The 11,971-nt window shown below is 45.5% G+C and carries 12 protein-coding genes and 1 tRNA gene; 6 read left to right on the forward strand and 7 right to left on the reverse strand.

What is annotated here, in order from left to right; all coding sequences use genetic code 11:
• Positions 1 to 23 precede the first annotated feature (23 nt).
• Complete coding sequence (locus N4J56_RS14680) at positions 24 to 1,235, reverse strand: ABC transporter permease (protein WP_410500501.1); 1,212 nt, start codon at positions 1,233 to 1,235, stop codon at positions 24 to 26.
• Positions 1,236 to 1,414: 179 nt separating this feature from the next.
• Positions 1,415 to 2,728 (reverse strand): efflux RND transporter periplasmic adaptor subunit, encoded by a 1,314-nt coding sequence (locus N4J56_RS14685; protein ID WP_317107118.1) that lies wholly within the window; start codon positions 2,726 to 2,728, stop codon positions 1,415 to 1,417.
• A gap of 316 nt (positions 2,729 to 3,044) precedes the next feature.
• Between N4J56_RS14685 and N4J56_RS14690 the strand changes: the two genes are divergently transcribed.
• A complete protein-coding gene (locus tag N4J56_RS14690) occupies positions 3,045 to 4,253 on the forward strand; it encodes a sensor histidine kinase (RefSeq protein ID WP_317107119.1) in 1,209 nt (402 codons plus the stop codon).
• 137 nt (positions 4,254 to 4,390) lie between these two features.
• A complete protein-coding gene (locus N4J56_RS14695; RefSeq protein WP_317107120.1) occupies positions 4,391 to 5,554 on the forward strand; it encodes a hypothetical protein in 1,164 nt (387 codons plus the stop codon).
• Between the two features lie 4 nt (positions 5,555 to 5,558).
• On the opposite strand, the gene N4J56_RS14700 is transcribed toward N4J56_RS14695, so the two are convergent.
• Positions 5,559 to 6,047 carry a hypothetical protein gene (locus tag N4J56_RS14700; protein WP_317107121.1) on the reverse strand — a complete coding sequence of 163 codons (489 nt, stop codon included), beginning with the start codon at positions 6,045 to 6,047 and terminating at the stop codon, positions 5,559 to 5,561.
• A gap of 338 nt (positions 6,048 to 6,385) precedes the next feature.
• Here N4J56_RS14700 and N4J56_RS14705 point away from each other — a divergent pair, with 338 nt between their 5' ends.
• The 3 genes from N4J56_RS14705 to N4J56_RS14715 are packed head-to-tail and all read left to right on the forward strand — an operon-like array spanning position 6,386 to position 7,995.
• Positions 6,386 to 6,718 carry a hypothetical protein gene (locus N4J56_RS14705; RefSeq protein WP_317107122.1) on the forward strand — a complete coding sequence of 111 codons (333 nt, stop codon included), beginning with the start codon at positions 6,386 to 6,388 and terminating at the stop codon, positions 6,716 to 6,718.
• The gene (locus tag N4J56_RS14710) at positions 6,711 to 6,938 is read left to right on the forward strand and encodes a hypothetical protein (RefSeq protein ID WP_317107123.1); all 228 of its coding nucleotides are present in this window, start codon (positions 6,711 to 6,713) and stop codon (positions 6,936 to 6,938) included. The genes N4J56_RS14705 and N4J56_RS14710 overlap by 8 nt, the downstream gene beginning before the upstream one ends.
• Before the next feature lie 22 nt (positions 6,939 to 6,960).
• Positions 6,961 to 7,995, forward strand: a complete 1,035-nt coding sequence (locus tag N4J56_RS14715; protein WP_317107124.1) for an STAS-like domain-containing protein — start codon at positions 6,961 to 6,963, stop codon at positions 7,993 to 7,995.
• Here the strand turns inward: N4J56_RS14715 and N4J56_RS14720 are convergent.
• On the reverse strand, positions 7,990 to 8,460 hold the full coding sequence (locus tag N4J56_RS14720) for a hypothetical protein (RefSeq protein ID WP_317107125.1): 471 nt from the start codon (positions 8,458 to 8,460) through the stop codon (positions 7,990 to 7,992). The two genes, N4J56_RS14715 and N4J56_RS14720, sit on opposite strands and share 6 nt — an antisense overlap.
• Here N4J56_RS14720 and N4J56_RS14725 point away from each other — a divergent pair.
• Positions 8,459 to 8,644, forward strand: coding sequence for a hypothetical protein (locus N4J56_RS14725; RefSeq protein WP_317107126.1), 186 nt, complete (start codon positions 8,459 to 8,461; stop codon positions 8,642 to 8,644). The genes N4J56_RS14720 and N4J56_RS14725 overlap by 2 nt on opposite strands.
• An 84-nt stretch (positions 8,645 to 8,728) precedes the next feature.
• Here the strand turns inward: N4J56_RS14725 and N4J56_RS14730 are convergent.
• The 3 genes from N4J56_RS14730 to N4J56_RS14740 all read right to left on the reverse strand — a co-directional run bounded on the left by N4J56_RS14730 (position 8,729) and on the right by N4J56_RS14740 (position 11,860).
• Positions 8,729 to 8,801: transfer RNA gene (locus tag N4J56_RS14730), tRNA-Arg, on the reverse strand.
• A 127-nt stretch (positions 8,802 to 8,928) separates the two neighbouring features.
• Positions 8,929 to 10,290: an FADH(2)-oxidizing methylenetetrahydrofolate--tRNA-(uracil(54)-C(5))-methyltransferase TrmFO gene (gene trmFO / locus N4J56_RS14735; RefSeq protein WP_317107127.1), complete on the reverse strand. Its 1,362-nt coding sequence runs from the start codon at positions 10,288 to 10,290 to the stop codon at positions 8,929 to 8,931.
• Between the two features lie 94 nt (positions 10,291 to 10,384).
• On the reverse strand, positions 10,385 to 11,860 hold the full coding sequence (locus N4J56_RS14740; protein ID WP_317107128.1) for a site-2 protease family protein: 1,476 nt from the start codon (positions 11,858 to 11,860) through the stop codon (positions 10,385 to 10,387).
• Between the last annotated feature and the right edge of the window lie 111 nt (positions 11,861 to 11,971).

The following is an 11,971-nucleotide window of genomic DNA, read 5'->3' on the forward strand; positions in this document are numbered from 1 at the left end:
TTATAGCAGAGAATAAAAGATTTTTACTCGCTTCTCAAAGCGGCAATGGGATCTAATTTAGCAGCATTCCGAGCTGGGATGACTCCCGCTAGCAGTCCGACGACGAAAGAAAGCCCAAACCCACTCGCGATCGACCACAACGATACGATAAGGGGAAATTTGAAAATATTAGCCGCAGTAGCCGCGATCGCCACTCCCAAGCCAATTCCCATCCCTCCGCCAACCACAGAGACAACAACCGCTTCGGCTAAAAATTGAATTAAAATCGCCGCATTAGTCGCGCCTACAGCTTTGCGAATACCAATTTCTTTTGTCCGTTCGACAACGGAGACTAGCATGATATTGGCAATCCCGATTCCTCCTACAACTAGAGAAATCCCCGCGATCGCCACTACCATCACGGTAAATAGTCCTACTACACTACTAAACGTGTTGATAATATCGACCTGATTGATAATCCGAAAATCATCTGCTTGCGGTGGGTAGATATTATGACGCAAGCGTAAGAGGTTCGTGACTTGAAATTGTGCCGCATCTAACTGCTTTTCGTCACTGGCTGCTAACCAAAATCCGTTGATGGAAACTCCAGTCAAAGCATTATTTCCTACCAACCGCGCCGACATATTCGTTAACGGTATGTATACGCGATCGTCTTGATCTTGACCTCCAACCGCGCCTTTTGGCTCCATAACTCCCAGTACTTTATAACTTTGTCGCTGAATGCGAATATCAGCTCCTACCGGATTGACTGCTGCACCGAACAGCTGATCTCGCACCTTAGAACCCAACACTACAACTGGCTGAGCCGCATCTAAATCTGCCTGAGTAAAAAATTGTCCGATTTGGGGGCGAATATTTTTCACATCAGAGTAATATAAATCCGTCCCAAGAACGCTAGTAGAAATATTCTGTCCGCCATAGACAACTTGAAACTGACGTTGTAAAAAAGCAGTCACTCCAATCGCTGCTGGAGCCTGTTGCGCTACTGCTTTAGCATCTTCCCAAGTCAAAGTCGAAGCCGAACCCACCCCTTGGTTAATCCCGCCACCAGTCGTAGACGCACCCGCGAGGACGAGCATGACGTTCGTACCCAAAGCTTGAATCTGTTGCTCGGTAGATTTTTGTACGCCTTGTCCTACCGAAGTAATAGAAATTACCGAAGATATCCCAATAATTACACCCAGCATTGTCAATCCCGTGCGTAACTTATGGTTCCATAAAGATTCCGCCGCCATCCCGACAACTTCAACGGTTGACACGGTGTTAGTTTGCTTGGGGATAGATGGTTTTTTGGGCATGAAATTTCAAAAGTCAAAAGTCAAAAGTCAAAAGTCAAAACTAAGGAAACAACCGAAGATGTGATGTTGAGGTTGTCCATCTGCTTGCTAAACCCACCCCTACGACTGATAACTGTTCACCGTCGCGAACCTCCAATACCTGGGATTCCTGGCGTTCTGGTTTGGGGACGAGTTCCTGGTGGAAAGGTGATGAAGACTTTTTCGGTTCCCGTAAGTCCTGATAAAACTTGGGTTTTGTCATTTACAGTCACTCCGGTTTGGATGGGAGTGAAGACGGGATTATTATTCTCGCTAGCGACAAATACACCCGTACCGTTAGGTTGACGAGCGATCGCAACTGTGGGGACGGCGATCGCATTTTTCAGTTCGCCTGGTTTAAAATCAACATCAACGTTCATACCCGATCGCAACAGCTGAGGAGCGGTGAGAATTGCAGCTTTAACTTGAAAACTCGTGACGTTCTGCTCTACGGTAGATTGAACGGCGATTTGAATTACTCGCCCTTTAAAAGTTTTGCCGGGATAAGCATCAGCTCGAAAATTAATTTCTTGTCCGATGCGAATTTGAGCAATATTACTTTCTGATACGTTGGCGACAACCTGATTGTTCGCTGCCAGTGCCAAGATAGAATTGGAAGTTGCACCAGAAACAGAACTACCTGCGGTGGTGGGAGTGACAAAAGCACCAGGATCGGCATATTTTTGCGCCACTACGCCACTAAAAGGAGCCGCGATCGCCGTATCCTTAATTTGTGTTTGAATATTTTGTAATGCCCCTCGTGCTTGTTCGACTTGAGCGCGGGCTTGGGCGATATCTTCAGGACGCGAACCATTTTGTTGTAATGTTAAAGCTTGCTGCGCTCTATCCACAGCGGCTTTGGCACTATTGTAAGCAGCGCGGGACGTAATTAAGTCTCGACTAGAAATTGCTCCAGAGGCGAATAACTGCTCGTTTTGGCGCAGATTTGAGGTTGCTTCTTCTAGGGTTGCTTGAGTATTTTGTAACTCAGCTCGCGCTTGGGCGATATCTTCAACGCGATTCCCCGCTAGTAATTTTTGTAAATTTGCTTGCGCTTCTGCTAATCTTCCCCTGACTTCGGTTAATTGTCCCTGTAGGTTTGAATCATCCATGTAGGCGATAATTTGCCCTTGCTTTACCCAATCTCCTTCCTTTACCAACAGGCTTTTCAGCCGTCCAGAACTTTTAGGGCTGACATTAATCGATCTCTCTGGTTTAATTGTGCCGTTAGCTGCAACAGTCACGGATAAATTCAATCGTTCTACTGGAACAGATAAGGCTTGGCGCTGGGCAACTTGACGGGGAACAATGACAATTTGACGATAAACAATGTAGCTACCTGCGGCTACGAAGCCAAGCAAGAACATCCCCAGCAACCACTTAGTAATTCCTACTTTCTTTAAGTCTTTCACGCGCAATGAGAACGCCCTGAATAAGGCAAATCAGTTTTCATTTTAGCTTCACGCTCAGCAATACACTCGCCACACCAATTCTGTGCCACCATCTTAGATACGAGTTTGCTCAATCTCATGTAGAAAAGGTCACGATCGCTCTATGACTTTAGTCATGGTTATCAGTTATCAGTAAAGAAAGGGTGTAGGGTGTGGGGTGTGGGAAGTGTGGGGTGTAGAGAATTTTGAATGCGTGAATTGTTTTGCTCCCTTGTCTCCCCCCTCTCCCTTGCCCCAATTTTGACTTTTGACTTTTGACCTTTGACTTTTAAACCTTGTGACTCGTCCCATTCAACCTCAAAGTCACCCGTTTCCATTTCTGCTCTACCTAGAGTGGGCATTATTGGCGATCGCAATTTGGACTGAATTATTACCTAATCCCAGTCTCCGGTTTCCCAGATTTCCTTTGCTAACGCTGCTCAGTATCACTGGTTTTGGATTAATGGGTTTGAGATTACCCACAGGCAAGCTAATCTACAAAGTTATTTACACTGCGATTGAAATTTTACTCATTTTATTTACTTCTCTCACTGGTAGTCGAGCGATCCGTCTGTTTCCTTTCCTTTACTTACTTCTAGTCACTCGAAGTTGTCTGATTTTTGAACTACCAGGAAGATTATTGATTACAGGTTTATCTTTTACTTTTTTCCTATTAACGCTACAGCGCCGTTTTCATCGGATTCCCGCACCGCCAATGGCTCAAGAACGGTTGCGTTTTTTTCCGCTCCTCCTAGCTTTCTTATTTGGGTTAGTTTTAGTTTTTGTGTTGTTGTTAATGAATGCAGTATTGGCTGAGCGTCAAAGTCGAGAAAAACTGGCGATCGCCAACGAACAACTGCGAAAATATGCACTGAGAATTGAAGACCAAGCGACTTTACAAGAACGCAGTCGCATTGCACGAGAAATTCACGATTCTCTCGGACACTCATTAACAGCACTCAACCTTCAGTTAGAAACGGCAATAAAACTTTGGCTGAGCGATTCTACTAGAGCTTACACGTTTCTAACACAAGCAAAGAATTTAGGTTCTCAAGCTTTGCAAGATGTGCGTCAGTCGGTTTCGGCGCTGCGCGATCCGCTGCTAGGGCGTTCTTTAGAGCAAGCGATCGCATCTTTGGCTGAGGATTTTGGGCGCTCCACTGGGATTATTCCGTTATGTCAAATTCAACTTGTCGATTCCATCACGATAGAAGTTTCTACAGCTATCTACCGCATTGTCCAAGAAGCATTGACAAATATTAGTAGACATGCTGAAGCTACTGAAGTTGAAATTCAATTACAAGTTATGAAAAACTATTTAAAATTAACAATTGCGGATAATGGTAAGGGATTTCAATTAAGTCAAAATACTACTGGTTTTGGGTTGCAAAGTATGCGCGATCGCGCCCAAGTATTAGGAGGTGAATTAAATATTAACGCCGCTCCCAACTCAGGTTGCACGATTGTCGCTGAAATTCCTTTACATACTATGAAAAAACGAGCATAGAGGGAAATGAAGCCAACGAGCAAAGAATTCGCGATTCTAAAAAGCGAACTGCCGATCTAACTCTACAATTAGCGCAAAACGAGCAACAACGCCAAGAGGCGCTAACTTCGGTTATCCAGCAGCAAATTGACCTGAGATTGCAGAAGTTTAAGAATGCGATCGCACTTGAGAATTTAGAGTATACCAAGCAGCAGGGGCTACTAGATGCCCTATCCAAGTCGCTGCAACAGCAAAATACGCTCCTCGAAGTCCGTAAGTCCCTGTCGCAATCACTCGCTAACTACTATGAGGGCGAACTGGGGATAATCCAAAAATTAACGACCAACGAGCAGGAAAAACAGCAACTAGCTGAGGCTATTGCTGGAATTAAAATCAAAGCATTGCTGAGACAGCAGGAGTTAGAGCGAGATATCTTGGAAATGAATATCCAACAGAAAGAAATCGCTCTAGAACTGGAGAAATCAAAGAATAATCAAGCTCAACTACAAAATCAGGCTGACATTGCCCAGGCACAGGCTGATATCAAGAAAACTGAAGCAAGACAGGACTTGACACCAGAACAGAAAGAAACTCAGTTAGCTGCCGACTATGCCAATTTGCAAGTCAAGATTCTTGCTGGGGCTAACTTGTACTATCAAGGGCAATTGCTGGATTCTCAGGGAGCAATTAACCAGTATCAGGCAGACGTAGAACGTAGTAATCAAGCACGACAGCAGGATTTAGCTTATGACAGCGCCAGGGCAGACTATGTTGAGGCGATGGCAGATCCAACACGCAAGCAGCGAGCAGCAAGGGCGTTGAAAGAGGAGATACTGATCGATCAAGTTGGAGATTACAGAGAGGGTGCAAATATTACTAACCTACGAAACTTCAACCAAGAAAACCAAGCTGGGCTGTTCCGCGATCGTAATGGCAATTTCTTATTCCAGCCCCCGTATAGAAGCAGTGGTTACTCGTTTGACTCCTACACTCCGGCTCCCAATTTACCTGCGTCTCCCGACTATCAAAAAGCAGTGCAGGAATACTTGAAAAATCCACTCAGGTTTGTGCAACCTGTATATAATCCACCTGCTAATTTGGCTCCTGCAAATACTCCATTTGGGAGAACTGGGTTACTGCGTCCCGTGTCCGAAGATATGCCAAGCAAGGCTATTCAACTAACTGGAGACTTGAAAATGGAAAATACAGTTCACGTCCACTTGGAAAGTAAGGAGGACAAGGCTTTGGGTCAGCAACTCGAAAACACCATCCTCAATTCGTTGGATGGTGTCTTTAAGGTTGTCGAGAGGAATCTGAGATAGTAACCTACCTATTTCCATTGCAGACAATTTTCATCGCTTCGGTAGCAGGCTTGCCTGGAATTACCGCTCCTTCTTTCCGGTTGCTGTCTTCCGTGATGACTTCTTCAATGGAATTGTAAATACCTATATACTCTACAAACAGTCTTTTCTCTTGGCAATACGCCGCCACATCAGTTACGCTTACCCCATTTCCAAATTGCTGTATCAATCTAAAATTCGTCCCCCTAACACTTGCCAGGTCTAGATACACGGGCATCCTCCTTGCACCCTCTCCAACTTCAACGTATTGCTGCTCTACGTCGCTTACTTGTGCGATCGCTCTACCACTACCGCTCAGTAGGGCTAATGCTGCCATACCCCAAACCAATCGCTTAACCATATTTCTGTCATCAGAACTAATATCTCTTAGCCTGACGTGCAGCAGAACTTGAATGTATGAGTGCGATCGCTGAATTTTCTTAAAGACTGAATGAAGGACAACCCAACCTCGCAAAAGTGCTTGACACTTAAACAGAAATCTGCAATAATTATTTTAGGGGAGATAAAAATATCTCCCCTAAAAGCAAGGAGGTGATGTACAGATAACCAACCCAAATAAAAACGGTAACGGCAACCCGGAAGGGGAATACAACCCTGAAGTTGAGTTCGAGTACCTAGATGCTGATGTTTGGTTTCGCAAACAGGCTCAAGGTAATCGAGAAGTTGCCTACACAGAGGATGTATTAGAAGCCATAGAAGAGGACTCGGAACCCAACTCTAACGGCAACTAATCTCCAAATGAAATCGCCTCTAGATCCTCTAGGGGCTTTCTTTCCAACCTAAGTTTAACTTATGTCAGACAGTATCGTTCACCCACTGCATTACTTAACCGTTCGTCGGGAGGGAACCACTTGGTATTTCAGTCCTGGCGACAGCATATTCTACAATCCCCGTAATGTGCCAGTATCTTTGTCGCTAGAAGACCGATTGCACCGCTTTGGATTAACTATGTCTAAAATCGCAATCGAGTTATTTCGTATCGGTGGTGGTAAGAGCGGACATTATCTTGTAGATATGAGACGCAAGCAATATTACTACTGCGGCAAGCAATTTGAGGATATTAGAACAAAATTGCAGTCTTTAGGCATAGGGCGACCAGACCCGATTGAGAATAGCAATGGGTAGAAAGAAGCTAAACCGTTCTGTCGTCAATGTCAGAACTGCACCCGATACTGCCGATAAACTCAAGACCATAGCGGCAGACCTTGGCTATATCTATGACGGCGAAGGCGCAACGGGGCAGTTATTGGATGCGATCGCAAGTAGTGAAATTAAGTTAGTCCCTCTAAAGTGCAAGGTTGACAATAAAACGATTAAGGTTGACAATAAAAAGATAAATGATTGACAATCGAGGAGGTTAAGAGCTAGTGTCAAGGGTTCGTCAGCGTGGCGAACAGATCCGCCAGTTTATCTTAACGAACGTAGAAGCTCACCCAAAGGATGTTGCTGCTTTGGCGGCTGGGGAGTTCGGTATTACTAGGCAAGCTGTCAACAAGCATATTCAATCTCTTGTTGAACAGAAAGCAATAGAAGTCAAAGGCTCCACAAAGAGCAGGAGTTATTACTTGCATCCGTTAGTCGAACAGAAGCGGAGATATCATCTGGCAAAAAAGCTTGAGGAAGACATTGTTTGGGATTCCGATATCAAGCCTCTAGTGACTGATTTGCCTAGTAATGTCAAAGATATTTGGTTGTACGGATTTACTGAGATGTTGAACAATGCCATCGATCACTCGTCTGGCAAAAAGGTTGATATTTATGTGGAGAAAACAGCAATTGATACTGAGATAATTATCCGCGACGATGGAGAAGGAATTTTCCAGAAAATTCAGAGAGAACTACATCTGGATGACGAGCGCCATGCAGTCCTTGAATTGGCAAAGGGCAAGCTTACAACTGACCCAGATCGTCATAGTGGGCAGGGTATATTTTTTACGTCACGTATGTTCGATCGATTCACGATATTTTCTGGGAGTGTCTGTTTATCGCATGAATTTGGTAAAGCAGAAGATTGGATATTTCAAGGAGATAAGTATAAGCCTGGAACAGCCATCATTATGAAACTTAGCAACAATACATCAAGAACTTCTAAGCAGGTATTCGATCGTTTCTCGTCAGGTGATGATTATGCTTTTACAAAAACAGTAGTACCCGTTCGTTTAGCTCAGCATGGTGACGAAAGATTAGTGTCGCGCTCTCAAGCAAAAAGGTTACTGGCTGGAGTTGATAAATTTAAAATAGTTATTTTTAATTTTGCTGGTGTAGAGGCAATAGGGCAGGCATTTGCGGATGAAGTTTTTCGCGTTTTCAGGAAACAACATCCAGAGATGGAAATTATGAGCCTAAACGCTAGTGAGGAAGTTGCACAAATGATTAGTAGGGCAGAAAGTCAGTTGTCATAAATGACCGCAAACCAAGTCCTTAAAGATCGCCAATTCGATCGCGCAGGGTAACATCACGTCCACTACCCAGTTATGACTCTTCTGTCCCTGCACTGCCTTGAGGGGAGCGCGGGGTCTGCCGATGGAGATGGCGCTGGTAGCTGAAAAATCGTTCAATACACCGCGTTTGTCTACCCTAGTTTTAATCTGGGGCAGTAAGTTGTCTAGATTCATGGCAGTGGAGATTGCCCAAGTTGCCGCGTCCCAATAGTTGAGATAAGTGGCGCTGGCGATGAAGGTGCAACTGACAGTAATATTGGCAGTACCCACTTCGCCCCGTAGGTTTTGACATGATAGCAGTCCATATGCTTCCCCTGGTTCTGGGTCGGCACTTTTAAAGGTGGTGGGAAGATTGAGTTCGCTATTGAGAAGATTATGGATGTCGCGAACGAGCAGAGGAATAACATCACTGTATTTGCTAGGCATGATAGTGTTAACCTTCTCCAATCAGCATCGCGTAGCCCCCGATCGCATCGTTGAGAGCGTCCGCCACCAAATAGATATTGTCCTCGATCTCAAGATCGGTTTGCAGTTCCGTCCTGACTTTACCCCAGTTTTACCCCAATTGCTAATCCAAAAATCCCCAAGAATACCCAAACTTTTTTGGTAGGGGGTGAAGGAACTCCTGAAGCACCACTCCCTGAAAGTCTTGTTCTTTCGTGGATTGGCGTTTTATCAAGGTTTTCATCTTTTACGAGCATAGAGGGATTTGAACCCCCGACCCTCAGAACCGGAATCTGATGCTCTATCCACTGAGCTATATGCCCTTGCACTCGGATATTATAGCATAGCAAGTTAATTGGGAAGCGATCGCGCTTTTTAACCTAGAATATTACGGCGCGATCGTCATAAATTTGTAGGGGCGCACAGGTGTGCGCCCCTACAGCTCGATCGCTAAATTACCCCAACTAATCCCAAAGATAACCCAGCCTTCCAACTGGCGAGATCGGACAAAGAGCGATCGCGGTACTTAGCATATCTGAGCTGTTTATTCTTAATCTTCTCGCCCAAGTCAGGCAAAATGCCAAAATTAGGTGGCATCGGTTGAAAATGTTTCGGGGCAGCAGAACTGATAAATTCAAATAATGCCCCCATCATTGTCGTGGGTGGTAGAGTCAACGGTTCTTTACCCAAAACGATTCTCGCCGCATTCGTTCCCGCCAGCCAGCCACCAGCCGCCGCCGCTGTATAACCTTCCGTACCGATCAGTTGTCCCGCACCTAACAAAGTCGGACGACTTTTAAACTGCAATGTCGGTTGCAATAATTGCGGGGCATTAATAAACGTGTTGCGGTGCATCACTCCTAAGCGTACGAATTCAGCATTTTCCAAACCTGGAATCATTTGAAATATCCGCTTTTGTTCGCCCCAGCGTAAATTTGTCTGAAATCCAACCATGTTCCATAACTGCCCCGCCTTATCTTCTTGGCGCAGTTGTACTACCGCATAAGGACGTTGGGATTGATTTTCTGGGGCGCGGAAGTCTCCCTTGCGGGCATCAAACAATCCTACAGGTTTGAGGGGACCATAACGCATGGTATCCTCACCGCGTCGGGCAAGTTCTTCAATTGGTAAACAAGCTTCAAAGAATTTAGCATTCTCCCGCTCAAAATCCTTTAATTCTGCTTGTTCCGCCGTACATAACGCCTGCCAAAACCGTAAGTATTGCTCTTTATTCATCGGACAGTTGAGATAAGCTGCATCTCCCCTGTCATACCGAGAAGCCAGAAAAGCAATATCGCGGTCTATCGATTCTCCTACAATAATTGGACTAGCAGCATCGAAAAAGCTGAGATATTCCATTCCCGTGAAGCGATGCAAGTCGGCGGCTAAATCGGGACTAGTTAAAGGACCAGTCGCCAAAACGACAATTCCCTCTGGAATGGCTTGAAGTTCGCCCCGTCGCAGTTGAATCAAAGGATGGCGAGAGAGAGTTTCAGTTAAATCTTGGCTGAATTGTCCTCTATCTACAGCTAAAGCACCACCAGCAGGGACGGCGTGACTGTCAGCTTTACCAATTACCACAGAACCCAATTGACGCAGTTCTTCATGCAACAATCCCGATGCGCGATCGCTTGCTTGCGCCCCAAAAGAATTGCTACAGACTAATTCTGCTAAATGTTCTGTATGGTGGGCAGGACTCGATCGCAAGGGGCGCATTTCATGCAAAATAACTGGTATTCCTGCCTGGGCAATTTGCCACGCCGCTTCTGTCCCAGCTAGTCCACCACCGATAACTTGAATTGTCTGTGTCATCTCGTTTCTGTTTAAATATTCGCGTTAGGGCTGCTAATAGCTAATAGTTCATTGCTACTAACAATTAGCCATTAGCCATTAGCAATTAACAAGTTTAAATTTGCAATAAATTTGTAATGAATCTGGGTGCTGGCAGGATAATTAAAACGAGTAAAGCTAAGACTAGCAGACCGATGATATCGCGTTTGTTGTCTAGTTCGGTTACGTCGTTGAGGGCTGGTTCGTCAGCGATGGGCATGAAAAAGAGAATTATCGCCCACAACCAAAATCCAGGTTGGACTAAAGCCAATCCTAAAACTAAAAACCGGGCAATTTGACCGATCGCAGCTCCAGTGCGCTGTCCAAACATAGCATGGACGATGTGACCGCCATCGAGTTGTCCTACCGGCATTAGGTTCAGCGCCGTGACTACGAGTCCCAGAAAACCCGCGATCGCCACTGGGTGTAGGTCGATCGCTTTATCTGCCGTTAGTTGAGCGCCTAATGCTAATTTACTCAGGACTGCTAGTAAAATCGAATATCCTGGGTTGAGGGCATCGGGGTCGAGAGTTCCTGCTTTTTCTGGGATTGGTACGACTTGAGAGTTTGCTAAACCCCAGATCAGCAGCGGTAGTGTTGCCACAAATCCAGCTACAGGACCAGCAATACTAACATCAAACAAGGCTTTACGGTTGGGTACGGGGCTGCGCATTTGAATAAATGCGCCAAACGTACCAGGAAAAAAGGGAATGGGAATGAAATAAGGTAGTGTAACGAGAATTTTATGAAACCTAGCTGTTAAATAGTGACCCATTTCGTGAATGCCTAGAATTGCCAGTAAAGCAATGGCATAGGGCAATCCTTCATGTAATTGGGTAATGGATGCTGATGGTGTGGCGTTATTGCTACTAGCTAATTGCACGCCAACAACGGCAGTTGTAAATAAGGTGGCTATAACTAAGCCTACGGCTAAAAAGGGTCTAGAGAGCTGCGATCGCTCCGCTGGTCTATCTTTTCGCGCTTGGGGATTGGGAACTAGGGCAAAGAAAGGTTTGTTGTTGAGTCCTTCTTGCAACAGGACTAAAAAGCGATCGCCAAATTGATTTTCAATATTTCGGCGAATTTTCTCGTAAGCATCTGTCGGAGAAGTCCGAAGTTGTCCGCGACAGATCACGGCTTGGGGTCGATATTCAATGTTGTGAATGTAGAAAGCTGACCAAGGAAAGCAGTCTCGCAATTGAGCTTCTTCTGCTGGCTCGATCGGGCGAACTGGTGTCGGTTCTGGTGTCGGTTCTGGGTTAGAATTGACTGCTGCTGGGTTAGCAGTTGGTGGCGCGGGTGACATCCCTCTCCGTCCCCACTGAATCAGCAGCCAGTACAAAACTGGGCAGATGACAAACGGACCGATCGCTAAAGCAATAGGCAGCGGTTGGTCTGGACCGTAGACTGCCATCCATATGCTCCAAATTAAGGCTGGTGTCATCAGTACCAGCCATAAAAGCCAAACGGGTGTCCGCGTCATGCCAGCGACACTGCGCCGCACGATGATATAAGTAAATAGTCCGAGGAGGAGGAGAAACCAAAATTCCATGTCTGTTGCAGTTGTACTGAGTGGGTATCGCGTCTAGGCGATGTAGACAAGTCAGTTAAGAAAACTTATCTTTCACCTCCGATTTGCCGTGCCAGTGCCATAACTTTTCTC

Origin of the sequence: Chroococcidiopsis sp. SAG 2025 (assembly GCF_032860985.1) — a bacterium.
Classification (GTDB): Bacteria; Cyanobacteriota; Cyanobacteriia; order Cyanobacteriales; family Chroococcidiopsidaceae; genus Chroococcidiopsis.